We start from the raw sequence: 26,506 nt of genomic DNA on the forward strand, positions 1-26,506 counted from the left end.
GCATATCTTCTACCGAACGAGCAAGGGGAAGCGGCATGAGCGAGACCGAGGACTGCCCCGACGGCCGCAAGAGGATCGTGGCGCGCATCCATGCCGCCGAAACGCTGACAGGCATCGGCGAGGCGCTCTCCCTGATCCAGGTCCGGCTCGGGTTTTCCTTTTACAAGATCTTCGTGTCGCAGCCGGAGCCGGGCGCCAGCTTCCGCGAGCAATTGCTTCTCAACAATTTCCCGGACGAGTTTTTCACCCGGCTTGAGCAGACCGGCGTACGAGTGCCGACGCCTGAAGAGCTTTTTCATTCCGGGGAGAGCCGGACGTTCGTCTGGACACGGGATTTCGTCGAAAGGGCTTATCAGGAGCCCGAGCGTTGCCGCGTGCTGGAGCTGCTGGACGATTATCAGCTGCATCTCGGCGTCTATTTTTCGCTTCACGCGGTTGAGGGACCGAACCGGATCGTCGCCTTCTATGGCAACCGCGAGCCGCTGTCGGCGTCGGAACTCGACGATTTTAGCCTCCTCTCGTTCCAACTGCTCCACCGGGTCTACACGCTGGAGAAGCGCGGCGGCGGCTGGCCGGCCGGTGTTTCGGCACTCGACATGGAATGCCTGACGCTTGCCGCATCGGGTCTCGACTCGTCGGCTATCGCGCAGAAGATGGGCTTTTCGGCCCGGACGGTGAACTATCTGGTATCGTCCGTCTGCTCCAAGCTCGGCGTCGACACGCTGGAGCATGCCGTCACCGAGGCTTTGAGGCGCGGCTTCATTTCCTGACGAAGCCGTGCGTTGTCATCCAGCGTGTCAGCCGAGCGCCACCGCGATTTCGGCGGCGAGACGGGCATTGTTTTCGACGAGCGCGATATTGGTCTTCAAGCTGCGGCCGGCGGTCAGATGGAAGATGTTGTCGAGCAGGAACGGCGTGACGGCCTTTCCGGCGATCTCCTCGCGCTCGGCGCTGGCGAGTGCCCTGCCGATATAGATTTCCATCTCCTCGCGCGGGATTTCGAACTCCTCCGGCACGGGATTGGCGATCAGCATGCCGCCGTCGATGCCGAGGCTCTCGCGGGTGCGCTGGAAGTTGGCGATCGCTTCCGGGCTGGACAGCGTCAGCGGGCTTTTCAGTCCTGACACGCGGGACCAGAAGGCCGGGAAGTCCTCGCTGCCGAAGGTCACGACCGGGACGCCGCGGGTTTCCAGCACTTCGAGCGTCTTCGGAATATCGAGGATCGCCTTGGCGCCGGCGCAGACGACGAGAACGCCGGTGCGGGCCAGTTCCTCGAGGTCGGCGGAGATGTCGAAGCTTTCCTCGGCCCCCCTGTGGACGCCACCGATGCCGCCGGTGGCGAAGACGGAAATGCCGGCGCGGGCGGCGGCGATCATCGTTGCGGCCACGGTGGTGGCGCCGGTGCGCCGCTCGGCGATGGCGAAGGCGAGATCGGCGCGCGAGACCTTCATGACATTGGTGGCCTGGGCGAGCTTTTCGATCTGGTCGGCATCAAGCCCGATGTGCAGTGTGCCGTCGATCACCGCGATGGTGGCGGGAACGGCGCCAGCGTGGCGGATGATGTCCTCGACGCTTCTCGCCATTGCGAGATTGCCCGGATAGGGCATGCCATGGGTGATGATCGTCGATTCCAGCGCGACGATCGGCGCGCCGCGCGCCTTGGCGTCGGAGACTTCCTTGGAATAGGCGAGGGGGAGTTGCGGGAGGTTATGCTTCGTCATGGGGCCGTCCGATCAAGTGTTCGCGTTGTCATGACAACATTTGCGCCGCCGGAACAAGGGGCAGATTCGCATTCAGCTGGTCGGGCGAAAGGTTTGTCGCCGTCGCGCTCGCAGTCTTCAGCGTCACCAGCGCCGCCGCGACACCGCGGCGCAGCGCCTCGCCGAGCGGTATTCCGGCGAGCCTGGCCGACAGGAAGCCGGCGGCCGTCGCGTCACCGGCGCCGGTGACATCGGCGACCCTATCGAGGCGCGGGGGTGTCAGAATGGCAATGCCCTCGCGGTCGAAGGCGACGACGGGATGCATGCCGTTGGTGACGAGGCCGCCGGCAAGACCGAGACCGCGAAGGATTGTCGCCCAGTCGGCGGGGGAGGCAGCATCGGCGCCGGAAATCGCTCGTGCTTCTGCCACGTTCATGCACAGCCAGTCGAGATGGGGCAGCGCGGCGCGGAACCGCACCACCTTGGCCGGGGAGATGGCGATCGCGCCGACCGGCAGGCCACGCTGGCGACCGGTCGCTGCCAATGCCTCCAGCGTCTCGGCCGGCAGGTTGGCGTCGCAGAGGATCGCGCCGGCATCCGCAAGCGCGGCACGTACCGACAATGTGCGCAGCCGGCGGGGGGAGAAGAGGCGGTAGAGTTCCATATCGGCAAGGGCGATAACGAGGCCGCCGTCGCGGTCGAGGATCGCGGTGTAGCTCGGCGTTTCGCGATCGAGGAAAACGAAGGGCCGGTCGTCGATGCCAGCCTCGGCGGCGGCATGGGTGACGATTTCGCCGGCCGCGTCGCCGCCGCGCGGCGCCACGAGACGGACGCTATGGCCGAGCCGCGCGAGCGCGCGGGCGGCGTTGAAAGCGCCGCCACCGGCCTCCGACATGAAGTGACCTGGATTGCTCGCACCCATCACCGTATCGGCCTCGATGCGTCCGCGGCGATCGATATGCGCCCCGCCGAAAACGACCAAGGGACCGTTCACGACACGCCCTCCAATAGACACCGGCGAGCCGAATCGAGCAGGGTCCGCGACGGGTGTCGGGCCTCGGAAGGCGCATATCGTCTGTCATCCGGGAGAGACTGCGGAACGAAAATCGAACTCTCTCCCGTTATCTCAATGATAACAGGTGGTTGTGTGGCTCTTGCAAAAAGAGAACAAAAAGTGTACATAACCCATATCGGCTGCTTTATTGCCTATGCGGCTTCAATAACCTAAAGGTGGATCAAATGGCACAGAATTCTTTGCGGCTCGTAGAGGATAAAGCAGTGGATAAAAGCAAGGCATTGGAAGCGGCGCTGTCGCAGATCGAGCGCTCGTTCGGCAAGGGCTCGATCATGAAGCTCGGCGCCAACGAGAGCGTGGTCGAGGTCGAGACCGTTTCCACGGGGTCGCTCAGCCTCGACATCGCGCTCGGTATCGGCGGCCTGCCGAAGGGGCGCATCATCGAAATCTACGGTCCGGAAAGCTCGGGCAAAACGACGCTGGCGCTGCAGACGATCGCGGAAGCCCAGAAGAAGGGCGGCATCTGCGCCTTCGTCGACGCCGAACACGCGCTCGACCCGGTCTATGCCCGCAAGCTCGGCGTCGATTTGCAGAACCTGCTGATCTCGCAGCCCGATACCGGCGAGCAGGCGCTCGAGATCACCGATACGCTGGTGCGCTCCGGCGCGATCGACGTTCTCGTCGTCGACTCGGTCGCGGCGTTGACGCCACGGGCCGAAATCGAGGGCGAGATGGGCGACAGCCTGCCGGGCATGCAGGCCCGCCTGATGAGCCAGGCGCTGCGCAAGTTGACGGCCTCGATCTCCAAGTCGAAGACCATGGTGATCTTCATCAACCAGATCCGCATGAAGATCGGCGTGATGTTCGGTTCTCCCGAGACCACGACCGGCGGCAATGCGCTCAAGTTCTACGCCTCGGTTCGCCTCGACATCCGTCGTATCGGCCAGGTCAAGGATCGCGAGGAAGTGGTCGGCAACCAGACCCGGGTGAAAGTCGTCAAGAACAAGATGGCACCGCCCTTCAAGCAGGTCGAATTCGACATCATGTATGGCGAAGGTGTTTCGAAGACCGGCGAACTGGTCGATCTCGGCGTCAAGGCCGGAATCGTCGAAAAATCGGGCGCCTGGTTCTCCTATAACAGCCAGCGCCTCGGCCAAGGCCGGGAGAACGCCAAGCTGTTCCTGCGCGACAATCCCGCCGTGGCCGACGAGATCGAGATGGCGCTGCGCCAGAACGCCGGCCTGATCGCCGAGCGCTTCCTGCAGAACGGTGGTCCCGACGCCAATGACGGCGACGGTGCCGACGACATGTAAGGCTCTCGCCAGTCTGTCGAAATTCCACCGGCCGTGTTTCCTTCGGGACGCGGCCGGTTTTCATTTGCGCATGCGGATACGCCGCTGGACAGGGGCCATGCCGGGCGATAAAAGCCATTGATTTTGCGAATTGGCCGGGCTTCCGGCCCGAATGAAGGGCGTGACATGAGCGGTGTAAACGACATCCGGTCGACTTTTCTCGACTACTTCAAGACGAATGGTCACGAGGTCGTTTCCTCCAGCCCGCTGGTGCCGCGCAACGATCCGACCCTGATGTTCACGAACGCCGGCATGGTGCAGTTCAAGAACGTGTTCACCGGGCTTGAGCAGCGTCCGTATTCGACGGCGGCGACGGCGCAGAAATGCGTGCGCGCCGGCGGCAAGCACAACGACCTCGACAATGTCGGCTACACCGCGCGCCACCATACCTTCTTCGAAATGCTCGGCAATTTCTCGTTCGGCGACTATTTCAAGGAACGTGCGATCGAGCTTGCCTGGAACCTGATCACCAAGGAATTCGGCATCGACCGGAAGCGTCTCTGCGTGACGGTCTACCACACCGACGACGAGGCCTTCGATCTCTGGAAGAAGATCGCCGGGCTCTCCGACGACAAGATCATCCGCATCGCTACCAGCGACAATTTCTGGGCGATGGGCGATACCGGCCCGTGCGGACCGTGCTCGGAAATCTTCTATGACCACGGCGACCATATCTGGGGCGGTCCTCCGGGGTCGCCGGAAGAGGATGGCGACCGGTTCATCGAAATCTGGAACCTCGTCTTCATGCAGTACGAGCAGGTGACGAAGGAGGAGCGGATCGACCTGCCGCGTCCGTCGATCGATACCGGCATGGGCCTGGAGCGCGTCGCAGCTCTTCTGCAGGGCAAGCATGACAACTACGACATCGATCTCTTTAGGGCGCTGATCGAGGCCTCGGTCGACCTGACGGGCGTTGCCGCCGAAGGCGAGCGCCGCGCCAGCCACCGGGTCATCGCCGACCATCTGCGTTCGTCCGCCTTCCTGATCGCCGATGGCGTGCTGCCGTCGAACGAGGGCCGCGGCTACGTGCTTCGCCGCATCATGCGTCGCGCCATGCGCCATGCAGAACTGCTCGGTGCGCGCGAGCCGCTGATCTACAAGATGGTGCCGGCGCTGGTGCAGCAGATGGGCCGGGCCTATCCGGAACTGGTCCGCGCCGAGGCTCTGATCACAGAGACGCTGAAGCTCGAGGAAAGCCGGTTCCGCAAGACGCTGGAGCGCGGCCTGTCGCTGCTGTCGGATGCGACCAGCAACCTGTCCAAGGGCGATACGCTCGACGGCGAGACTGTCTTCAAACTCTACGACACCTACGGCTTCCCGATGGACCTCACGCAGGACGCGCTGCGCGCCCGGGGCATCGGCGTCGACATCACCGGCTTCAACGACGCGATGCAGCGGCAGAAGGCCGAGGCACGGGCGCATTGGGCCGGCTCCGGCGACAAGGCGACCGAGACAATCTGGTTCGAGCTCAAGGAAAAGCTCGGCGCCACCGAATTCCTCGGCTACAGCTCCGAAACCGCCGAAGGGGAAATCCAGGCCATCGTGCGCGACGGCACGTCCGTCGACCAGGCATCGGCCGGCGAGGCAGTGCAGATCGTCGTCAACCAGACGCCGTTCTACGGCGAGTCGGGCGGACAGATGGGCGATGCCGGCGTCATTACCGGCGACGGTTTCGTCATCGATGTCACCGACACGCAGAAGAAGGGCGAGGGCCTGTTCGTTCACATCGGCACCGTGCGCGACGGCAAGGTCGCCGTCGGTGTCGCGGCTACGCTCGATGTCGACCACGCCCGTCGTGGTCGCCTCAGGTCCAACCATTCGGCGACGCACCTGATCCACGAGGCGCTGCGCGAGGTGCTCGGCACCCACGTCGCCCAGAAGGGTTCGCTGGTGGCGCCGGAACGGCTGCGCTTCGACGTCTCGCATCCGAAGCCGATCAGCGCCGAGGAGCTGAAGATCGTCGAAGAGATGGCGAACGAAATCGTGCTGCAGAACGCGCCTGTGACGACGCGGCTGATGAGCGTCGACGACGCCATTGCCGAGGGCGCGATGGCGTTGTTCGGCGAGAAGTATGGCGACGAGGTTCGTGTCGTCGCCATGGGCACGGCGCTGCGCGGCGAAAAGGCCGGCAAGGCGTATTCGATCGAGCTCTGCGGCGGGACGCACGTTTCGGCGACCGGCGATATCGGCCTCGTGCGCATCCTGTCGGACAGCGCAGTCGGCGCCGGCGTGCGCCGTATCGAAGCGCTGACGGGCGAGGCTGCACGCGCCTATCTTTCCGAGCAGGACGAGCGGGTGAAGACGCTGTCGGCTTCGCTGAAGGTGCAGCCGGCCGATCTTGTCGGCCGTGTCGAGGCGCTGATCGAAGAACGCAAGAAGCTGGAGCGCGAACTGGCCGATGCCAAGCGCAAGCTCGCGATGGGCGGCGGCCAGGGTGGTGGTGCCGTCGAAGCGACCGAGATCGCCGGCGTCAAGTTCGTCGGCAAGGTGCTGTCGGGCGTCGAGCCGAAGGACCTGAAGGGCCTCGCCGACGACGGCAAGGCCGGGCTCGGTTCGGGTATCGTCGCGCTGATCGGGGTTTCGGAAGATGGCAAGGCAAGCGCCGTCGTCGCGGTCACCGAAGACCTGACCAGTCGCTTCAGCGCGGTGGATCTGGTCCGCGTGGCCTCGGCCGCGCTTGGTGGCAAGGGTGGCGGTGGCCGTCCCGACATGGCGCAGGCCGGCGGTCCGGACGGCGCCAATGCCCAGGCGGCCGTGGATGCCGTCGCCGCTGCAATCGGCGGCTGACCATTTTCCCGGAAAACCGATGTCGTGCCGAACTATTTTCGGCACGACAGATTTCTAGCGATCCGCTTACGTCATTATTTAAGACTTCGCTGCTACGTCTCGGCATCAGTGAGCGGGAAGTAGTGCGTGTCCGAATTGCTGAATGTGTCGACCCTAATGTTGTGCCTGTCCACCGGGCTGGCGATCATCTGTGTCTTCGTGACCGCCAACTGGCTTCGTGAGCGGTCCAACGCCGCCCTGTTCTTCTGGGCATTGGCCTATTTTACGTCGGCTACCGGTGTTTTCCTGTTGTCCCTGCGCGGGCTTGCGCCCGAATGGCTGGTCGCCGGCATCGGCAACGCTCTGACGACCTACGCCATGCCTCTCTACTGGGTCGGCATTCGGGCCTTCGACGACCGGCCGGTCAATCCGCTCTGGGCCACCGTGCCGCCAGCAATCTGGCTCGGCCTCTATTTCGGCTTGCCCACGTTTCAGAACGATCTCGGAGCCCGTATCCTCGGCGCTTCGGTGCTCATGGTCGTGACATCGGTTCTGGTCGCCGGCGCCGGCTGGCGGGGTCGGGCCAAAGAACCGCTGCCGGCGCGGACCTGGCTCTCGGTGTTTTTCGGCCTGCATGCGGCGGTCTATGCTTTGCGGCTCATCGTGACGCTGGTGCAACCGCCGGAGAGCATCGCTTCGCTGACCAACGGCATCTTCATGTTCAGCCTGTTTGCGCTGGCGCTGATGGGCGGCTTCTCGATCTTCGTGATGACTCGCGAGCGGCTGGAATTCCGCTACAGGCGAGAGGCGGAGATCGACTCACTGACCGGCATCTTCAACCGCAGGGCGTTCATCAAGGCGGTCGATCGGCTTCGTGAGCAGTCGAAGGCGCAAGGCGCGCTCGCACTGCTCGATCTCGATCATTTCAAGCGGATCAACGATACCTATGGCCATGCGGGCGGCGATGAAGCGCTGATGGCGTTCAGCCGGCTTCTCGTCGCGCAAGTGCCTCAGGACGCCGTGTTCGGCCGGATTGGCGGCGAGGAGTTCGCGCTTTACCTGCCGGATTGCGAGCTGGAGGAAGCGCGGGCGACGTGCGAGCGGCTGCGCGAGGCGGTGGAGCGGGCGCCGGTCATCCTTGGAGCCCAGGAGCTGCGGATGACGGTCAGCATCGGTCTCAGCGCCGATGTCGCCAGCTACGCGGATATCAATTTTCTGCTCGGCATCGCCGACCGGGGGCTCTACATCTCCAAGCGCAACGGCCGCAACCGGGTCACCGCGCTCAATGCGAGCGCCGGGCTGAAGCTGATCGCTTCGCTGATGGCGGAGAGCAAGGATGCCGGCCGGCCGGACCGGGACGGCCTCAGACAGGCGACGTGACGGCACGCCTTGCGGCAATGGCCGCGCGGGCGTCGGCGATGCGGGCTACATAGGTGACGCGCGGCGGTTCCAGTTCATGCGTCTCCAGCAGCTTCTTAAGCTCTTCCCCTGCGCCGACGATGTAGACGCTGACACCGGCGCGCTCGGCCTTCCGGACCGTTCCCTCGATTACGTTCGCCGCCGTCGAGTCCATGAAGGAGACATCGGAGCAATCCAGGACGAAATTGTGGTAGCGGTCGGCGATGCGGTCCAGAACCGAACCGACTGTGGCGGCCGCGCCGAAGAAGAAGGCGCCGCCGATCCGGTAGACGACGGTGTCCTCGTCGCTCTGGTCGATGGGTTTTTCGGCTGCGCCCGGTTCCTCGTGCGGTGTCACGGTCACAGCCTTGCTCATGCGGCCGATGAAGAGCAGCGCGCCGAGCGCAAAGCCGACGACGATGCCTTCGGTCAGATCGCGGAAGACGACCAGCAGGAAGGTGACGAGAAGCACCGCCGCGTCGCCGCGTGAGGATCGCAGGAGTGCGGCGAATGCGGGACGCTCGACCATGTTCCAGGCGACGACCGCCAGCATGCCGGCCAAGGCGGCGAGCGGGATATAGACCGCGAGCGGGGCTGCGACGAGCATGAAGAGCAGCAGGAAGAGGGCGTGCAGCATGCCTGACACGGGGCTCGTGGCGCCGGCGCGGACATTGGTGGCGGTTCTGGCGATGGTGCCGGTGACGCAGATGCCGCCGAACAGCGCCGAGCCGATATTGGCGACACCCTGGCCGACGAGTTCGACATTCGATCGGTGACGTCGTCCGGTCATGCCATCGGCAACGACAGCGGAGAGAAGCGACTCGATCGCCCCCAGCAGCGCGAAGGCGATGGCATCCGGCAGGACGGCAACCGCCAGATCGAACGACAAGGGCGGCACTTCCGGCAGCGGCAGCGTGCGCGGAATGCCACCAAAACGCGAGCCGATCGTGGTGATGTCGAGGCTGAGCAGCGCGGTTGCGAGCGAGGCGACGCAAATCGCGATCAGCAGGCCGGGCCAATGCGGGCGCAGACGCCGGAGCACGAGGATGATCAGGATCGTCAGCGCGGCGATGGCGAAGGCCGCCGGGTTGATCGTTTGCCAGGCGCCGGCCAGCGTTTCGAGTTTCTCGACGATCGGGCCGGGTTCCTTGCCCGGCAGCGTCAGGCCGAACAGTTCGCCGAGCTGGCTGGAAAAGATGATGACGGCAATGCCAGCGGTAAAGCCGACGGTGACCGGGTAGGGGATGAACTTGATGTAGGTGCCGAGCTTCAGGCTGCCGGCGAGGATCAGGAAGAAGCCAGATATCATCACGGCAAGCAGCATGCCGGTAATGCCGTGGCGATCGACGGTGGCGGCCACGAGCACGATGAAGGCGCCGGCTGGACCGCCGATCTGGTGGCGGCTGCCGCCGAGCAGCGAGACGAGGAAGCCGCCGATGATGGCGGTGAACAGGCCGCGATCCGGTGTCACACCCGAAGCGATCGCGATTGCCATGGAGAGTGGAAGGGCGACGATCGCGACGGTGAGGCCGGCAATCGCGTCGGCGCGCAGCCGGGCAAGTCCGTAGCCTTCCTTCAGGACGCTTAAGGATTTCGGTTCGAAGGTCTCGAGGCTGGCGGACATGGCGACTCGGTCGAGCGGAGATTGTGATGCCGGATTAGAGACCTTGGCCTTGCGTGGGGCAAGGCCGGCCCCCGCGGCGGCTCAGGTATTTTGCATGGCCGCTGCAGCGGCATCGTCGAGTTCCGCCGCACGCCGCGCGGCGGGGCGGCTGCCGACACGACCAAGATAGTCTGTGAAGGCCTGGCGTTTCTCGATCGCGCCGGTATGCATGCCCCAGCCGATATGCGAGCCGACATAGACATCAGCGGCGGTGAAGGCCTTGCCCGCGACATAGTCGGAGGCGCTGACCGCACCTTCCAGCGTGTCGAGCATGGTGTCGTAGCGGCCGTAGCCGACCATACCGCGCTTGTCGTCAGGGACCGTGACGCCCAGCGCCCGGTTGACGAGGCAGGCCTCCAGCGGGCCGGCTGCGAAGAACATCCAGCGATAATAGGAGGCGCGGTCGGCGGGTGGCGGAGCAAGGTGAGCTTCGGGGAAGGCGTCCGCCAGATAGGCGCAGATTGCGGCGACCTCGGTGACGACGTTATCGCCGTGCCTTATCGACGGCACCTTGCCGAGCGGGTTGACCGAACGATAGTCCGGGGTCTTCATCGGCGGGCCGAAGGGTACGATTTCCGTGCGGTAGGGAACGCCGACCTCCTCCAGCATCCAGCGGACCATGCGTCCGCGCGACATCGGATTGGTGTAGAACACGATCTCGGACATCTTGAACCCCTCCCAGAAGTTTGCGGAAGGCTAGGACCCGGATCGCTGGCGCGTCAATGGGCCGGCGCAGCCGGGCAAGAAAAAACCCGGCCAGAAGACCGGGTTTTTCATTATCCATTCGTCTTAGGCGTTCAGGCCGCCATGGCCTTCTTGAGGTTCTCGTCGACCTTGTCGAGGAAGGCGGTCGTGGAGAGCCAGGGCTGATCCGGGCCGATGAGGAGCGCCAGGTCCTTGGTCATGAAGCCGGATTCGACCGTGTCGATGCAGACCTTTTCGAGCGTCGTCGCGAACTTGGCGAGTTCCGCATTGTCGTCGAGCTTGGCGCGGTGGGCAAGGCCACGGGTCCAGGCGAAGATCGAGGCGATCGAGTTGGTCGAGGTTTCCTGACCCTTCTGGTGCTGGCGGTAGTGGCGGGTGACCGTGCCGTGGGCGGCTTCTGCCTCGACCGTGCGGCCATCGGGGGACAGGAGAACCGAGGTCATCAGGCCAAGCGAGCCAAAGCCCTGGGCTACCGTGTCGGACTGGACGTCGCCATCGTAGTTCTTGCAGGCCCAGACATAGCCGCCGGACCACTTCAGAGCCGAGGCGACCATGTCGTCGATCAGGCGGTGTTCGTAGACGATGCCGATTTCGTCGAACTTGGCCTTGAACTCGTTCTGGTAGACTTCCTCGAAGATGTCCTTGAAGCGGCCGTCATAGGCCTTCAGGATGGTGTTCTTGGTCGACAGGTAGACCGGCCACTTGCGCATCAGACCGTACATCATCGAAGCGCGGGCGAATTCGCGGATCGATTCGTCGAGGTTGTACATGGCGAGCGCCACGCCGGCGCCGGGGGCGTCGTAGACTTCCCGCTCGATCACTTCACCGTCTTCGCCGACGAATTTGATCGACAGCTTGCCCTTGCCGGGGAACTTGAAGTCGGTTGCCTTGTACTGGTCGCCGAACGCGTGACGGCCGACGACGATCGGCTGGGTCCAGCCGGGAACGAGGCGGGGAACGTTCTTGCAGATGATCGGCTCGCGGAAGATCACGCCGCCCAAGATGTTGCGGATCGTGCCGTTCGGGCTCTTCCACATCTGCTTCAGATTGAATTCCTTCACGCGAGCTTCGTCCGGCGTGATGGTTGCGCACTTGATGCCGACGCCGTGCTTCTTGATGGCGTGGGCGGCGTCGACGGTCACCTGGTCGTTGGTTGCGTCGCGGTTCTCGACCGACAGGTCGTAGTATTCGATGTCCAGATCAAGGTAGGGAAGGATCAGCTTGTCCTTGATGAACTGCCAGATGATGCGGGTCATCTCGTCGCCGTCGAGATCGACGACCGGGTTCGCAACCTTGATCTTGTTCATGAATTGCCTCTTCTGCTCTGTGGGAGGGGAATCCCGCGGGGTTTCAAGCGAAATTTGCTGCGCTATAGCATCGAGACGGCGCGAGGCAAAGCGCAGAAGCCCTGCTATCGTGCTTTTGCTGAAGAAATTGCCACCAACTTTGGTCGCGTCGTCGATCGGAGGCGCGCTTGCCGTTTCCCATGGTATCGATAGATTGCGATAAACTCAAAACCTGCGGAAATCCACAGATGAAATCCATCCTCCTCGGCCTGTCGCTGACGCTTCTCGCCAGTTCCGCCCTGGCCACCGACATGACCGCTCCGGTCAAGACCCTGATGCAGATCGCCCAGAAGAACTGGGAAAGGGACAATACCGATTTCCGGGACATGTTCGGCGACGACCTGCTGGACGAGATTTACAGCCGCGACTTCGCCAACAGCTATCGCGAGGCATCCAAGTTTCCGGTCTACGATCCGCCGGAAGGTGAAACGACAGGCACGCCCCTGGACTACGATCCGATCGTCGGCGGACAGGACAGCTGCCCGATCGAGAAGCTCAAGATAGAGGACGACGGCGACGGCCAGGTGGTCGCGACCTTCGATAACCGGAACTGCTTCGACGAGGCGACCAACGAGCCCGAACGCGTACTGATCTTCCATGTGATCGAAGAGCAAGGCAAAGCGGTGATCGACGACCTCTATGAGGTGGTCGACGGGCAGACCGGCGAATCGCTGAAGGGCTATTTGAAGGAAATCGGTGCTCAATGAGCAGTCCGCGGTCCTCAAGACGCCTGCTGCTTGCAAGCCTTGGTCTGGCGATGCTGACGGCCACGCCCTCGATCTCGCTGGCCGACGGCGCCGATCCGTTGCGGCCGGTCAAGGCCGTGATGGGCGTGACGATCCGCAGTTCGGGCGGCGAGACGACCGGCGGGGACGTGTCGACCAGCTATTTCGATCCTGAGGCGCTGATGGCGCTCTACAGCGTCGGCTTCACAAGGGATCTCGCCGCTGCACTGGTCAAGGTGAAGAGCAACGAGGACATGATGTTCCTCGACCACGAGCCCGTGATCGGCGGGCAGGACAATTGCGAGGTGACCGACGTTACCTACGAGGTCGGCAAGCCGGAGGGCGACAAGACGCCTGTCTTCGTGGAGTTCAATGCCTTTGCCTGTTTCGGCGAGGAGTGGGCCAAGGTGAGAACGCGTGTCGTCTTCGACGTCGTGCAGGAGGGCTACAACGAGCCCGCGCCGTGGTACTACGTCGATGACATCCGCCATCTCGGCGACGACGGCAAGACGGACCACTCGCTCAGGGAACAGTTCCGGGCGCTCGCCGAAGACTGATGGTCGCGGCGCCCTTGCGCTGTTTTGGTCTTGCGCGCAATCTCCGGACAGAGACGGATGTCCGGGAGATGCAATGTTTCGGTTGGCGTGTTTGTCCCTGATTTCGGGATTGGTTCTGGCGGCGCCGGCTCAGGCCGACAACCGGCGGGATCTGGTTGACGGCTATGTGGAGCGGATCGTGGTGAACGCGCTCGACGAACCCGACCGGCATGAGCCGTATTTCACCGAAACGCAACTGTTGAACGATTTCACGCTGTCCTTCGTCGAGGCCTACACCGGCGCGGTCCGTATGGCGAAGGCGGCGGGCTCGGTGGTGCTGTTCGAGACCGATGCGATGACCGGCGATCCCAACCGCTGTCCGATCGGCAAGGTCGGGGTAATCGACCGGACACGCGCCGATACCCGCAACATGATCGATGTGAGCCTGCAGACACCGGACTGTGGCGACAACTTTCCCGAGGGAGGTCACCGCCTGATGTTCATCTTCGAGCCGGTCGCAGGTTCATCGTCGCGATATGCGATCGACGATGTTCTGAGGCCACTTGAAAGTGGCGGGTGGTTTTCGCTCAAGGCCTGGCTCGAACGGCAGGCGTCGGGCAAGCCGGTGCCGTGGAGATGATCATCGCTTTTGCATTTTCGCGGCACCTGTGCCAGTGAAGCCGCCGTTTCATCGAGAGCGGGCGAATAGAATGGCAGGCACGAACAGCGAGCGCGAATTGTTGGCGGAAGGTCCGGTGATCATTCTGGTCGAGCCGCAGCTCGGTGAGAATATCGGCATGGTGGCCCGCGCCATGGCGAATTTCGGGCTTTGGGAGCTCCGGCTCGTCAATCCGCGCGATGGCTGGCCGAGCGAGAAGGCGCGCTCCGCCGCCTCCAAGGCCGATCACGTGATCGACGCCACGCAGGTCTACGACACGCTTGAGGCGGCGATCGCCGATCTGAACTTCGTCTATGCGACCACCGCGCGCGAACGCGACGGCTTCAAGCCGGTGCGCTCGCCCGTTGTCGCTGCCTCGACGCTGCGGGCGAAGTTTTCCGGCGGCGAGCGGACCGGCATCCTGTTCGGCCGCGAGCGCTGGGGACTGACGAACGAGGAGGTGGCGCTCGCCGACGAGATCGTGACCTTTCCGGTCAATCCGGCCTTCGCCTCGCTCAATATCGCCCAGGCGGTGCTTCTGATGTCCTACGAGTGGATGAAATCGGGCATGGAGGATCTGGCGGAGACGCGGTTCACCGCGTCGGAACAGCGGCCGGCGACCAAGGACCATCTGATCGGATTGTTCGAACAGGTGGAGGAGGCGCTCGACGCGCGCGGCTATTTTCGCCCCGAGGGCAAGAAGCCGAGGATGATCGAGAACCTGCGCGCGGTACTGTCCCGGCGGGCCTTCACCGAGCAGGAGATCAGCGTGCTGCGCGGTGTTTTCGCCACATTCGACCGCTACAGCCGCAACAATCCCAAGGGTTCGGTCAAGTCTAGGAGCGGGGACGAGGATGGCGGCGGAGACGCGTGAGCTGAAGCCTGTTCTCGTCTTCGATTCGGGCATTGGCGGGCTGACGGTCCTGCGCGAGGCGCGGGTGCTGATGCCCGAACGCGGCTTTGTGTACGTCGCCGACGACGCAGGCTTTCCCTATGGCGACTGGGAGGAGGAACCGCTGAAGGCGCGGATCGTCGCTCTCTTCCGAGAGCTCATCGACACTTATGATCCCGAAGCCGTTGTCGTCGCCTGCAATACTGCCTTTACGCTGGCCGGCGCGGATTTGCGGGCAGCATTTCCCGGAATGCGCTTCATCGGTACCGTGCCGGCGATCAAGCCGGCGGCGGAGCGCACGCGATCGGGGCTGGTTTCCGTGCTGGCCACGCCGGGAACGGTGAAACGCGCCTATACCCGCGACCTCATCCAGTCTTTCGCCACGCAGTGCCACGTGCGGCTGGTCGGATCGCAAAACCTTGCGCGCATGGCCGAGGCCTATATTCGGGGCGAGGCCGTCTCCGACCAAGACGTGCTGTCGGAGATTACGCCTTGCTTCGTCGAGAGCGAGGGGCGCAGGACCGACATCGTCGTGCTCGCCTGCACGCACTATCCGTTCATGGCGAACGTCTTCCGGCGGCTGGCGCCATGGCCGGTCGACTGGCTGGACCCGGCCGAGGCGATCGCCAGGCAGGCGCGGCGGCTGGTGCCTGTTGTCGAAGGGGCGGAGCATCCGGACGGATTCGATCTCGCCGTCTTCACGTCCGGCAATCCGGATTTCTCGACGCGGCGGCTGATGCAGGGATTTGGTCTGCGCGTGGGGTGAACGTCGATAATGTTGCTTTTGGACAACGGCTCACGCCCCGGTGATGCAATTGCGAATTGTGCTCTTGTCGTGATCGGACCTCTATGGCATCGTCCAACAATCCGAAATCCGAACCGTTGGAGGCGTTATGACTCATTTTGCACGACTGATGCGCCGAACCCTCGGTCTCGCTGCCTCGACGCGTGTTTCTACAAACGTCGTCCGAGGTTGCTCCGGTCGCGCCTCGCATTGAGAGCCCGATAAGTCCGGTTCGTCGGCCTTTTCACCATCATCCCGTGCCTGATTTGTGCTTCTCGGCGCCTGTTGCGCCGTAAGCCGTGATCGCGCGCGCTCATTCATTTTTCGAGGAGCCGTCGGCCGAGAGGCGACGGCATGAGAAACCATGTTCAGAGATCAACTTTTGATTGATTCGTCCCCGCGGATTCCGCTCGAGGAATTGCGGGAAAAATTCGGCTTCTGGCGCATCGCCCTGTCCCTGCTCATCAACGAGATGCGGCTCCGGCGGCGCTACAACGCCATCGCAGACCTGTCGGACAGGATGCGCCGCGACATGGGTTTGCCGCTCGAGGAGCGCTTTCCTCCTCCATCGCGCCCGAGCTTTTGGGATATCCGGTTCTGAGTGAAAGGACCGGTAAATTCCCGTCAATCAGGCAGGATGCGGGGACCTCGTCGCCGCATCCGTTCCGCAAGAATTGATCGCCGGTTGCCGGTCCTTGTCGTTTGGAAGGACCGGTCTTGTATGATAGAGAACCGGAGTGGCCGGCCGTTTAGCCGGTGTAGAGGAGCGTTGCTCGTTTCGTTTTGTTAACAGAGATATTGATCGTCATCTTCTTGACGTTGCTGAATGGCGTTCTCGCCATGTCCGAACTGGCTGTTGTCTCGTCGCGGCCGGCTCGATTGAAAATCCTGGCGGATCAGGGAAATCACGGCGCGCAAGTCGCCATCCGGCTGGGTGAAGACCCCGGTCGCTTTCTTTCCACAGTACAGATCGGCATCACGCTGGTCGGCGTCCTTTCGGGTGCGTTTTCCGGCGCCACGCTCGGCGCCCGCCTTGCCCAGTTTCTCGCGAGCGAAGGGCTTTCGACGACGGCCGCCAATGCGCTCGGCGTCGGTTCGGTCGTCGTGCTCATCACCTATCTGTCGCTGATCGTCGGCGAACTCGTGCCGAAGCAGATCGCGCTGCGCAATCCCGAGGGCGTCGCCTCGCGTGTGGCGCGGCCGATGCTTCTTTTGTCCAAGGTCGCGGCGCCGCTTGTCTGGCTGCTCGACACCTCCGGCAAACTGATCCTTGCCCTGCTCGGGCAGAGCGGCGGCAATGTCGGGACCGTTACGGACGAGGAGATCAAGAGCGTGCTCGCGGAAGCCCAGAGCGCCGGCGTGATCGAGACGGAAGAGCAGGCGATGATCTCCGGCGTGATGCGGCTTGCCGATCGCACCGCCCGAGGCCTGATGACGCCGCGCCGCGATGTCGAGATGGTCGACGTCGACGATACGCTTGAAGAGTTGAAGGACACGCTGAGGAACAGCCAGCATTCGCGTTTGCCGGTCAGAACCGGCGATTCGGACGAAATCCTCGGTGTCCTCGTGAGCCGAAAGGTCTACGAGGCGCTGGCGCTCGGCCAGCCGGTGGACATCCGCACGATGGCGGCCGAGGTGCCGATCATCTCCGACCTCGCCGGCGCGACCGACATCATCCAGGCGATGCGTCGGACGCCGCTGCACATGGTGCTGGTTTATGACGAATACGGTCATTTCGAGGGGATCGTCACTTCGGGCGACATTCTGGAGGCCATTACCGGCGCCTTCCAGGAGGAGGGCGACGACGAGCCGGCGATGCTGCGCCGCGAGGACGGTTCCTATCTGGTGGCCGGCTGGACCCCGATCGACGAATTCATCGATCACATCCGCGTGCGCATCGAGGACGAGCCCGACTATACGACGGTCGCGGGCTTCGCCATCGACGAGATGAAGACCATTCCCAATCTCGGCGAGAGCTTCATCAAGGACGGCTGGAAGTTCGAGGTCATCGACATGGACGGCCGGCGGATCGACAAGCTCCTGGTGACGCCGGTCGGCGAGGGCGAAATCTGATCGCTGTGGCGTTATTGCCTGTGGGTTTCGCAATTCCCGGCGCGTCACCGCGTGCCGGGTCTGCTATTGCGGGGTTTGGTTTGCCGCGATAGCCGTAGGCGGCATCTTCCAGACAGTCTGAAAGGGTGATTCACGTTGCAGGTCGGGATCGATATGGGAACATTGGCGGGCGGTGACCCGGCCAAGCTCGATATCGAGGAATTGCTGGCCACGCGTTTGCTGGTGCAGGGCAATTCCGGTTCGGGCAAGTCGCATCTTTTGCGGCGGTTGCTGGAGCAGTCCGCAAAATGGGTGCAGCAGGTGATCATCGACCCCGAGGGCGATTTCGTCACGCTCGCCGACAAATACGGTCACGTGGTCGTCGATGCCGACCGAACCGAGGCGGAGCTTGCGGGCATCGCCGACCGCATCCGGCGTCACCGCGTGTCCTGCGTGCTCACGCTGGAAGGCCTTGAAATCGAGCAGCAGATGCGGGCAGCGGCAGCCTTCCTCAACGGCATGTTCGACGCCGACCGCGAGTTCTGGTTTCCGGTGCTGGTGGTGGTCGACGAGGCGCAGATGTTCGCGCCGTCGATGGGTGGCGACGTGTCGGAAGACGCGCGACGCATGTCGCTTGGCGCGATGACCAACCTGATGTGCCGCGGCCGCAAGCGCGGGCTTGCCGGCGTGATCGCGACGCAGCGTCTGGCGAAGCTTGCCAAGAACGTCGCGGCCGAAGCTTCCAACTTCCTGATGGGGCGGACCTTTCTCGACATCGACATGGCGCGTGCCGCCGATCTGCTCGGCATGGACCGGCGGCAGGCGGAGATGTTCCGTGACCTGAAGCGTGGCAATTTCGTTGCGCTCGGACCTGCGCTGTCGCGTCGGCCGCTGCCGATCGTGATCGGAAATGTCGAGACCTCGGCGCGTTCCTCCTCGCCGAAGCTGATGCCGCTGCCGGATGCGCCGCAGGACGTGGAAGACCTGATCTTCACGCCCGATCCAGAGGAATTTACCCGGCCGATCGTGCGCCGCGCGCCGCCGGCGCCGCGTCCGACCACGGACATCCTCGCCGAGCTTTCACGGGCCGCCCCGGCCGGTGGCGAAGACCAGCCGTCCGCCGCCACGCCGTCGCGTCCGGCCGCGCCGGAAATCTCGCACGGACATCCTCGCCGAGCTTTCACGGGCCGCCCCGGCCGGTGGCGAAGACCAGCCGTCCGCCGCCACGCCGTCGCGTCCGGCCGCGCCGGAAATCTCGGCGGAGGAGCGCGAGGAGCGGCTTGCCGCGGTGCTCGACGAAATACTCGCCGATCCGCAGGCGGCCTACCGGACGGATTCGGTTCTCTACCAGGAGTTTCTCGTGCGGGCCCGCATGCGCCGCGTCGGCGGTCCGCCGATGGCGATGGGCGAGTTCCGGCGTCGCGTCGCCATTTCCCGTTCCGGCGTGGATGAGGAGACGGCAGCCAGCGAGGGCTGGGCGACGGCGCTATCTTTGTCGGTGCAGGTGTCGGACGATCTGCAGGGGGTGTTCCTGCTGCTTGCCAAGGCGGCGCTCACCCGAGAACTCTGCCCTTCGGACCAGCGCATCGCCAAGGCCTATGGCACGCACTCGGCACGGCGGGCGCGGCGTCTGCTCGGCTATTTCGAGGAACAGGGGCTGATCGTCGTGCACACGGACTTCGCCGGCAAGCGGATCGTGGCGTTTCCCGACCTGCAGGTTGAGACGGCGCCGGGCGATCCGAACGCGACCGATGAAGCTGGCGGCGAGGTTCCGTCCGCGGCCGAATGAGGGTCAGAGGCGGGCCAGCGTCTCGCCGTCTTCCTTGCCGTCGTAGAATTTAAGAAGCACATCCTCGAAGAGGTTCGGACTTGCGCTGGCCTTGGCAAAGAGCGTCATCGACGAGCGCAGCTTCATGACGTCCGGATAGCCGAAGATGCGTTCGGCATCGGTTTCGTCGAGTGCGAGCAGGATCTGGCAGCATTCTCGGAGACGTGGGCCGAGAACCGGGCGGTCGAGATAGGCGCGCGCCTCGTCGAGCGAGGTGAGGGCATAGCGCTGTGCCATCGGGCTCGACCCGAGGCCGGCGATCTGCGGGAAGACGAACCACATCCAGTGGCTCTGCTTCCGACCGGCGCGGAGCTCGCGCAGGGCCGTGTCGTAGACGTGGGCTTGGGCGTCGATGAAGCGGGTGAGATCGAAGGACGCGGTCATGAAACCTCCCTTGCGTCTGTTTGATATCACGCCCATCTATGTGATATCATCCTCTCCCTAGCCGGAGGTAAGGGTTTATGGCAGCCGTTACAATACGAAACCTGTCAGACGATACGCACCGGGCCTTGAAGCAGCGGGCGGTGGCGCATGGACGCAGCACGGAGGCGGAGATACGCGCGATACTGGACGCGGCGGTCGACGTACAGCCGCGCCTGAAGGCCGGGGAGGCGTTCCGGGCGATCGTCGCGGAATTCGGCGGGGTCGATCTTGAGATCGAGCGCGACCCTTCGCCGCCGCGTGATATCGATTTCGAATGATCATCGTCGATACCAATATCCTGTCGGAGCTTCTCCGACCGCAATCGGACCCGGGGGTCTTGCGGTGGATGGACACGCAAGTCCTGGAAACACTCTTTCTGACGACGATCAGTCTGGCCGAGCTTCGATATGGAATCGCCAAAATGCCCGAGGGGCAACGTAAAGCAGGGCTTGCGACGGCGTTCGAGAAAACAGTCAAGGCTGTGTTCGACAACCGATTTCTCGTTTTCGATGAAGCCGCCGCAAAAGCCTACGCGACCCTGATGTCGGTTTCACGCTCGAAAGGGAGGGCTATTGCTATCGCCGATGGCTATATCGCCGCTATCGCGGCCTCCCGTAATTTCGACGTGGCGACGCGCGACACCTCACCCTTCGAAGCGGCAGGGCTGACAGTGATCAATCCTTGGCACCATCGCTAGAACCGGCGTCAGGCCCGCTCTTCCCAGACCTTCACCAGTTCCACGATCGTCTTCACCGAGACCTCCATGTCCTGGACGCTCACCCATTCCAGCGGCGAGTGGTAGGCGTGGCCGCCGGTGTAGATGTTGGGGCAGGGCAGGCCCATGAAAGAGAGGCGGGAGCCGTCGGTGCCGCCTCGGATCGAGGCGGTGACGGGGGTGAGGCCGACGCGGCGGACGGCTTCTTCCAGATTGGCAATCACGTCCGGATGGCGGTCCAGCACTTCCTTCATGTTGCGATATTGCTCGCGGACCTTGAAGGTCATCGACGAGCCGGGATAGGCCTTCATCACGTCCTGGGCGATGCCCTCCAGCAGCGCTTCCTTCTCATGCAGGCCCTTCACGTCGAAGTCGCGGATGATGAATTTCAGGTGGGCGGCGTCCATGGCGCCGGAGATGTCGGTCGGGTGGATGAAGCCCTGACGTCCGTCGGTCGTTTCCGGCGCCTGATCCTTCGGCAGGCGGGCGACGATGTCGGCAGCGATCTTGATCGCGTTTTCCATCACGTCCTTGGCCGTGCCGGGGTGCATGGAGACGCCTGTGATGGCGATGTCGACGCCGTCGGCGGAAAAGGTCTCGTTCTCGATCTCGCCGACCTTGCCGCCGTCCATGGTGTAGCCAAAGGCGGCGCCGAGCTTCTTGAGGTCGACCTTATCGGCGCCGCGACCGATTTCCTCGTCGGTGGTGAAGAGCACCTTCACCGTGCCATGGGGGATGTCGGGATTGTCGACGAAATGGCGCATCGCCGTCATGATCTCGGCGACGCCCGCCTTGTCGTCGGCGCCGAGAAGGGTGGTGCCGTCGGTGGTGACGATGTCGTGGCCGATCTGGTCGTTCAGGTCCGGATGTTCGGCGACGCGGATCACGCGGCTGGTGTCGCCCGGCAGGACGATGTCGCCGCCCCGGTAGTTCCTGAGGACCTGCGGCTTGACGCCGGTGCCGGTGAAGTCGGGAGCGGTGTCCATGTGCGAGCAGAAGCAGATGACCGGGACCGGCTTGCCGGTATTGGCGGGCAGGGTCGCGTAGACATTACCGTGTTCGTCCATGTGCGAGTCGGACAGGCCCATGGCCAGAAGCTCGTCGACGAGCACCCGGGCGAGATTCTTCTGCTTCTCGGTGGAGGGCTGCGCCATGGATTCCGGATCGGATTGCGTGTCGATCATGACGTAGCGCAGCAGGCGGTCGAGGACGGTGTCGGTCATGGCGTGCTTCGATCCTCCAATGTTTGTTACTGGCCGGCCGGGGCGGGCCCCAGATATTTCTCCATCAGCGCGATCATCTGCTTGTCGCGCTCGCCTGCGCTGTTGCCGCCGAGCACGACGCCGACGAGGCGGCGTCCGCCATTGCTGGCGGAGGTGACCAGATTGTAGCCGGACGCTTCCGTATAACCGGTCTTGATGCCATCGGCGCCCGGATAGGCGGCGAGAACGCCGTTGTGGCCGCGGAACTTCATGCCGCGGAAGGTCATGGTCCGGGTCGAGAACAGCTTGTACTCTTCCGGATAGTCGCGCAGCAGCGCAAGGCCAAGTCGCGCCATGTCGGCCGCGGTCGTCACCTGGTTCGGGTCCGGCAGACCGGCGGGATTGGTAAAGACGGTGCTCGCCATGCCGAGCTGGCGGGCCTTTGCGGTCATCATCTGGCCGAAGGCTGCCTCCGAGCCGGCGAGCGCCTCAGCGACCGCAACGGCGGCGTCATTGGTGGACAGCACGATCATGCCCATCACCGCCTCGCGCACGGTGATCGAGCGGCCGACGCCAACGGCGAACTTGTAGGGTTCCTTGCTCTCGGCGTTTTCCGACATCACCAGCTTGCTGTCCCACGTCAGCCGACCCTGATGCAGCGCCTCGAAGGTGAGGTAGAGCGTCATCATCTTGGTGAGCGAGGCCGGATAGTTCAGCTCGTCGGCGTTCTCGGCTTCCAGAATGGTCCCCGTCTGCGCGTCGACCACGAGATGGGCGCGACCGGCGAGCGCCTGGCTGGCGGTGAAAGTCAGGACTATGGCGAGAAACGTGCGGGCGACGGCGGTGTGAACGCGGGACGACATGGCGATCTTTCGGTAAATGGAATGCAGGCCTTCCGCATATCGCAGATCACCCGGGCTGTCAGCCGCCGTGTGCCGCTTCACGGTATTTTCAACTGTTGGCGGACGGTGGCGGACGACGGCATGGCGCTGTATGGCTGTGTGGTCCGACGCCCGAGGCCATACGGTCGGCGTGGCGGTTGCGAAGTTCGGCCATGGCTGTTGACAAAAATGCCTATCCTGACTAAAGACGCCCCCAACGCCGGGCCGAAATGCCCGGTGTTTGTTTTGACATGTCCCGTGGTTTTCTCCGTTCGCTGACGTGAGAAGCCTGTCAGAGCTCCCAAACAGGGCTCAGAGGAGGGCGTGTTTCCTTAAGGCGGTTTGGCAACAAACCGCTGTAACCTGTTGAAAAGGAAATACGGATGAGCAAGCGCGCATCTTCCAAGTACAAAATCGACCGCCGCATGGGCGAAAACATCTGGGGCCGCCCGAAGTCGCCGGTCAACCGTCGCGAATACGGCCCGGGCCAGCACGGCCAGCGCCGCAAGGGCAAGCTTTCGGACTTCGGCGTACAGCTGCGCGCCAAGCAGAAGCTCAAGGGCTACTACGGCGATATCCGCGAGAAGCAGTTCCGCGCGATCTATGAAGAAGCCAACCGCCGCAAGGGCGACACCGGCGAAAACCTGATCGGCCTGCTGGAATCGCGCCTCGACGCCATCGTCTACCGCGCCAAGTTCGTACCGACGGTCTTCGCTGCCCGTCAGTTCGTCAACCACGGCCACGTCACGGTCAACGGCGTCCGCGTCAACATCGGTTCGTACCGCTGCAAGGCCGGTGACGTGATCGAAGTTCGCCAGAAGTCGAAGCAGCTCGTAACCGTTCTCGAGTCGGTTTCGCTCGCCGAACGCGACGTTCCTGACTACCTCGAAGTCGACCACAACAAGATGGTTGCGACCTTTGCGCGCGTGCCGACCCTTTCGGACGTGCCGTACCCGGTCATCATGGAACCGAACCTGGTCGTCGAATTCTATTCGCGCTGATCGGTTTCAGTTATCGATTTCGGAAAAGCCGTCCCTCGGGGCGGCTTTTTTGTTGCGGTGCGGTGGTCGTCGTTGAATATTGCGACGGGCGTTTTGTGACGAGGGGACGACATGGATCTGCAGGCGATCGCCGACGACATCGTGCGGGAGCTTAAGCCCCGGCTCGGCGAGGGCAATGTCGCCGACTACATCCCCGAGCTTGCGCGGGTGAAGCCGGAACAGCTGGGGATCGCGATCACCACCGTGGATGGACGGACCTTCAAGGCCGGCGACGCCGATACCTCTTTCTCGATCCAGAGCATTTCCAAGGTTTTCATGCTGACGCTGGCGCTCGGCAAGGCGGGCGAGACGATCTGGAAACGGGTCGGGCGCGAGCCGTCGGGATCGTCGTTCAATTCGATCGTGCAGCTGGAATACGAGCATGGCATCCCGCGCAATCCGTTCATCAATGCCGGGGCCATCGTGGTCACCGACATGGTGCTTGCCGGGCATGCGCCGCGCGAGGCGATCGGCGAATACCTGCGCTTCATGCGCTATCTCGCCGATGACGAAACGCTCAGCATCGACGAGAAGGTCGCCCAGTCGGAGCAGAAGACCGGCTATCGCAATTTCGCGCTCGCCAACTTCATGCGCGGCTACGGCAACCTGCATCATCCGGTCGAGCATGTGCTCGGCGTCTATTTTCACCAGTGCGCGCTTGCGATGAGCTGCGTGCAGCTGTCCCATGCCGGGCTTTATCTCGCCAATCGCGGCACCAATCCGATCACGGGCTTTTCGGTGGTCTCGCCGAAGCGGGCGAGACGCATCAACGCGCTGATGCTGATGTGCGGCCACTATGACGGGTCGGGCGATTTCGCCTTCCATGTCGGCCTTCCCGGCAAGTCCGGCGTCGGCGGTGGCATCCTGGCCGTCGCCCCGGGCGAGGCGTCGATCGCTGTCTGGTCGCCCGGTCTCAACAAGGTCGGAAACTCGGCGCTGGGCTCCGTCGCGCTCGAAATGCTGGCGACGCGCACCGGCTGGTCGGTATTCGGGACTTGATCTTGGACCCGGATGGGGGCATGTCGCTTCTCGAACGCCATTTGCGGAAGACGGCATGAACCTCACGTCCCCCATAGCCCAGTCCCTCCAGGATGCCGAACCGGTCGACGACGCCGATTTTTCCGGCGCGCACCCGATGTTTGCCGCAGCGCCGCGCTCCGTCGGCTTTAACAAGCTGCGCAAGCGGCTGATCCGGCAGGTGCGGCAGGCGATCGAGGACTTCGACATGCTGAAGGGCCAGAAGCGTTGGCTGATCGGCCTGTCAGGCGGCAAGGACAGCTACGGCCTGCTGGCGCTTCTGCTCGATCTCAAGTGGCGTGGTCTTCTGCCGGTCGAGCTGATCGCCTGCAATCTCGACCAGGGGCAGCCGAACTTTCCAAAGCACGTGCTACCGGACTATCTCTCGTCTATCGGGGTCAAGCACCGGATCGAGTATCGTGACACCTATTCGATCGTGAAGGAGAAGGTGCCGCAGGGCGCGACCTATTGTTCGCTCTGTTCGCGGCTGAGGCGCGGCAATCTCTACCGCATCGCGCGGGAAGAGGGTTGCGAGGCGCTGGTGCTCGGGCATCACCGGGAAGACATTCTTGAGACGTTCTTCATGAACCTGTTCCATGGGGCGCGGCTTGCGGGCATGCCGCCGAAGCTCGTCAACGACGAGGGTGACCTGATGGTGCTCCGGCCGCTCGCCTATGCGGCGGAAGAGGATCTGGCGCGGTTTGCCGAGGCCATGGCGTTTCCGATCATCCCTTGCGATCTCTGCGGCAGCCAAGACGGGCTGCAGCGCAATGCGATGAAGGAGATGCTGGCCGGCATCGAGGCGAAGATGCCGGGCCGCAAGGACGCGATGTTGCGGGCACTCGGGCACGTGAACCCGTCGCATCTGATGGATCGAAAGCTCTTCGATTTTGCCGGGCTTGCTGTCACGGCGTCGTCATCGGGAGAGGATAGTCAGGCGGACCCTTCCACCGAGACCGATCTTCTTCCATGAGCTTCTCAGACACAGACATAGACTTCCTGCTGGCCATCGTGCGCGAGGCCGGCGTTCATGACATCATGCCACGGTTCCGCAATCTCGGCTCCGCCGACATCAGCGAGAAGGCGTCTTCCGTCGATCTCGTCACCGAGGCGGACCTCGACGCGGAAAAGCGGATCACCGCCGCGATCCGCGCGCGTTTTCCGTCCGCCCACATCGTCGGCGAGGAGGCCTATGCCGCCGATCCGGGCGTTATAGACGGTCTCGCCGAAGCGCCACTTGCCTTCGTCATCGATCCTGTCGACGGTACCTTCAACTTCGCCTCCGGTCTGCCGGCCTTCGGAACGCTGCTGGCAGTGACGGTGGCCGGCGAGACAGTTGCCGGGCTGATCCATGATCCTGTCCTGGGCGATACGCTGGTGGCGGTGAAGGGGGCAGGGGCGCGTCTCCGGCGGTATGACGGTCAAACGATGCCAATCCGGGTTGCCGCGCCGGTCGATCTCGGTGAGATGGTCGGCATCTTCTCCTGGGGGCACAGCGCGCCCGCGCGGCGGCCGCTGATCGCCGCCAATATGAGCCGTATCAGGATGGCGCTGTCGCTCAACTGCTCGGCGCACGAATACTGGCTGGCGGCGACCGGCAAGGTGCATTTCATCGGCCACGAAAAGCTCATGCCCTGGGACCATCTGGCCGGCGTGCTCGTTCACCAGGAAGCCGGCGGACATACGGCTAAGCTCGATGGCACGCCCTATCGTCCGGGCGAGACCACGGGCGGCATATTGTCGGCGCCCGACTTAGACAGCTGGACGATGATCAGGCGCGAGATTCTCGCGCTCGACTGAACAAGGAA

The 26,506-nt window shown here is 63.6% G+C and carries 25 protein-coding genes and 1 pseudogene; 18 read left to right on the top strand and 8 right to left on the bottom strand.

The window, feature by feature from the left end; genetic code table 11:
- Positions 1-35 precede the first annotated feature (35 nt).
- Complete coding sequence (locus J5J10_RS06275) at positions 36-770, top strand: autoinducer binding domain-containing protein (protein WP_211929251.1); 735 nt, start codon at positions 36-38, stop codon at positions 768-770.
- Positions 771-797: 27 nt separating this feature from the next.
- On the opposite strand, the gene J5J10_RS06280 is transcribed toward J5J10_RS06275, so the two are convergent.
- A complete protein-coding gene (locus tag J5J10_RS06280) occupies positions 798-1,721 on the bottom strand; it encodes a pseudouridine-5'-phosphate glycosidase (protein WP_211929252.1) in 924 nt (307 codons plus the stop codon).
- A gap of 28 nt (positions 1,722-1,749) precedes the next feature.
- The gene (locus J5J10_RS06285) at positions 1,750-2,694 is read right to left on the bottom strand and encodes a carbohydrate kinase family protein (protein ID WP_349252042.1); all 945 of its coding nucleotides are present in this window, start codon (positions 2,692-2,694) and stop codon (positions 1,750-1,752) included.
- Positions 2,695-2,939: 245 nt separating this feature from the next.
- On the opposite strand from J5J10_RS06285, the gene recA reads away from it, so the two are divergent.
- The 3 genes from recA to J5J10_RS06300 all read left to right on the top strand — a co-directional run bounded on the left by recA (position 2,940) and on the right by J5J10_RS06300 (position 8,213).
- A complete protein-coding gene (gene recA, locus J5J10_RS06290; protein ID WP_208551306.1) occupies positions 2,940-4,028 on the top strand; it encodes a recombinase RecA in 1,089 nt (362 codons plus the stop codon).
- A 165-nt stretch (positions 4,029-4,193) separates the two neighbouring features.
- Complete coding sequence (alaS, locus tag J5J10_RS06295; RefSeq protein WP_211929253.1) at positions 4,194-6,854, top strand: alanine--tRNA ligase; 2,661 nt, start codon at positions 4,194-4,196, stop codon at positions 6,852-6,854.
- A gap of 126 nt (positions 6,855-6,980) precedes the next feature.
- A complete protein-coding gene (locus tag J5J10_RS06300; protein WP_211929254.1) occupies positions 6,981-8,213 on the top strand; it encodes a GGDEF domain-containing protein in 1,233 nt (410 codons plus the stop codon).
- On the opposite strand, the gene J5J10_RS06305 is transcribed toward J5J10_RS06300, so the two are convergent.
- From J5J10_RS06305 to J5J10_RS06315, 3 genes are all read right to left on the bottom strand, one after another.
- Positions 8,197-9,855, bottom strand: coding sequence for a SulP family inorganic anion transporter (locus J5J10_RS06305; RefSeq protein WP_208551303.1), 1,659 nt, complete (start codon positions 9,853-9,855; stop codon positions 8,197-8,199). The genes J5J10_RS06300 and J5J10_RS06305 overlap by 17 nt on opposite strands.
- 81 nt (positions 9,856-9,936) lie before the next feature.
- Complete coding sequence (locus tag J5J10_RS06310) at positions 9,937-10,560, bottom strand: glutathione S-transferase family protein (protein WP_211929255.1); 624 nt, start codon at positions 10,558-10,560, stop codon at positions 9,937-9,939.
- A gap of 131 nt (positions 10,561-10,691) precedes the next feature.
- The gene (locus tag J5J10_RS06315) at positions 10,692-11,906 is read right to left on the bottom strand and encodes an NADP-dependent isocitrate dehydrogenase (RefSeq protein WP_208551301.1); all 1,215 of its coding nucleotides are present in this window, start codon (positions 11,904-11,906) and stop codon (positions 10,692-10,694) included.
- A gap of 227 nt (positions 11,907-12,133) precedes the next feature.
- Here J5J10_RS06315 and J5J10_RS06320 point away from each other — a divergent pair, with 227 nt between their 5' ends.
- From J5J10_RS06320 to J5J10_RS06355, 8 genes and pseudogenes are all read left to right on the top strand, one after another.
- A complete protein-coding gene (locus tag J5J10_RS06320) occupies positions 12,134-12,652 on the top strand; it encodes a hypothetical protein (RefSeq protein WP_211929256.1) in 519 nt (172 codons plus the stop codon).
- Positions 12,649-13,227 (top strand): hypothetical protein, encoded by a 579-nt coding sequence (locus tag J5J10_RS06325; RefSeq protein ID WP_211929257.1) that lies wholly within the window; start codon positions 12,649-12,651, stop codon positions 13,225-13,227. The genes J5J10_RS06320 and J5J10_RS06325 overlap by 4 nt, the downstream gene beginning before the upstream one ends.
- Before the next feature lie 73 nt (positions 13,228-13,300).
- Complete coding sequence (locus J5J10_RS06330) at positions 13,301-13,846, top strand: hypothetical protein (RefSeq protein WP_211929258.1); 546 nt, start codon at positions 13,301-13,303, stop codon at positions 13,844-13,846.
- Positions 13,847-13,916: 70 nt separating this feature from the next.
- Complete coding sequence (locus J5J10_RS06335) at positions 13,917-14,738, top strand: RNA methyltransferase (protein WP_211929259.1); 822 nt, start codon at positions 13,917-13,919, stop codon at positions 14,736-14,738.
- Complete coding sequence (murI, locus tag J5J10_RS06340; RefSeq protein ID WP_211929260.1) at positions 14,719-15,522, top strand: glutamate racemase; 804 nt, start codon at positions 14,719-14,721, stop codon at positions 15,520-15,522. Before J5J10_RS06335 ends, murI begins: the two co-directional genes overlap by 20 nt.
- Positions 15,523-15,904: 382 nt before the next feature.
- Entirely contained in the window at positions 15,905-16,141 is a 237-nt protein-coding gene (locus tag J5J10_RS06345; protein ID WP_211929261.1) for a DUF1127 domain-containing protein, read from the top strand.
- 182 nt (positions 16,142-16,323) lie between these two features.
- The gene (locus J5J10_RS06350) at positions 16,324-17,613 is read left to right on the top strand and encodes a hemolysin family protein (RefSeq protein ID WP_208551294.1); all 1,290 of its coding nucleotides are present in this window, start codon (positions 16,324-16,326) and stop codon (positions 17,611-17,613) included.
- Positions 17,614-17,748: 135 nt separating this feature from the next.
- A pseudogene (locus tag J5J10_RS06355) lies at positions 17,749-19,381 on the top strand (ATP-binding protein).
- A 3-nt stretch (positions 19,382-19,384) separates the two neighbouring features.
- On the opposite strand, the gene J5J10_RS06360 reads toward J5J10_RS06355, so the two are convergent.
- Positions 19,385-19,804, bottom strand: coding sequence for a DUF1810 domain-containing protein (locus J5J10_RS06360; RefSeq protein ID WP_211929262.1), 420 nt, complete (start codon positions 19,802-19,804; stop codon positions 19,385-19,387).
- Between the two features lie 77 nt (positions 19,805-19,881).
- Here J5J10_RS06360 and J5J10_RS22600 point away from each other — a divergent pair, with 77 nt between their 5' ends.
- Entirely contained in the window at positions 19,882-20,121 is a 240-nt protein-coding gene (locus tag J5J10_RS22600) for a hypothetical protein (RefSeq protein WP_211929263.1), read from the top strand.
- Positions 20,118-20,540 carry a type II toxin-antitoxin system VapC family toxin gene (locus tag J5J10_RS06370; RefSeq protein ID WP_211929264.1) on the top strand — a complete coding sequence of 141 codons (423 nt, stop codon included), beginning with the start codon at positions 20,118-20,120 and terminating at the stop codon, positions 20,538-20,540. Before J5J10_RS22600 ends, J5J10_RS06370 begins: the two co-directional genes overlap by 4 nt.
- Positions 20,541-20,548: 8 nt before the next feature.
- Here J5J10_RS06370 and pepT read toward each other — a convergent pair whose 3' ends face one another.
- Together pepT and J5J10_RS06380 are read right to left on the bottom strand one after the other, a co-directional pair.
- A complete protein-coding gene (gene pepT, locus J5J10_RS06375; RefSeq protein WP_211929265.1) occupies positions 20,549-21,781 on the bottom strand; it encodes a peptidase T in 1,233 nt (410 codons plus the stop codon).
- Between the two features lie 26 nt (positions 21,782-21,807).
- A complete protein-coding gene (locus tag J5J10_RS06380; RefSeq protein ID WP_348646457.1) occupies positions 21,808-22,704 on the bottom strand; it encodes a D-alanyl-D-alanine carboxypeptidase family protein in 897 nt (298 codons plus the stop codon).
- A 320-nt stretch (positions 22,705-23,024) separates the two neighbouring features.
- On the opposite strand from J5J10_RS06380, the gene rpsD reads away from it, so the two are divergent.
- From rpsD to J5J10_RS06400, 4 genes are all read left to right on the top strand, one after another.
- Positions 23,025-23,642 (top strand): 30S ribosomal protein S4, encoded by a 618-nt coding sequence (gene rpsD, locus J5J10_RS06385; protein WP_208551289.1) that lies wholly within the window; start codon positions 23,025-23,027, stop codon positions 23,640-23,642.
- Between the two features lie 111 nt (positions 23,643-23,753).
- Complete coding sequence (locus J5J10_RS06390) at positions 23,754-24,680, top strand: glutaminase (protein ID WP_208551288.1); 927 nt, start codon at positions 23,754-23,756, stop codon at positions 24,678-24,680.
- A gap of 55 nt (positions 24,681-24,735) precedes the next feature.
- Positions 24,736-25,671 carry a tRNA 2-thiocytidine(32) synthetase TtcA gene (gene ttcA / locus J5J10_RS06395; RefSeq protein WP_211929266.1) on the top strand — a complete coding sequence of 312 codons (936 nt, stop codon included), beginning with the start codon at positions 24,736-24,738 and terminating at the stop codon, positions 25,669-25,671.
- The gene (locus J5J10_RS06400) at positions 25,668-26,498 is read left to right on the top strand and encodes an inositol monophosphatase family protein (protein ID WP_211929267.1); all 831 of its coding nucleotides are present in this window, start codon (positions 25,668-25,670) and stop codon (positions 26,496-26,498) included. Before ttcA ends, J5J10_RS06400 begins: the two co-directional genes overlap by 4 nt.
- The last annotated feature ends 8 nt before the right edge of the window (positions 26,499-26,506 follow it).

The organism is Ciceribacter sp. L1K23, assembly GCF_018122705.1.
Lineage (GTDB): Bacteria > Pseudomonadota > Alphaproteobacteria > Rhizobiales > Rhizobiaceae > Allorhizobium.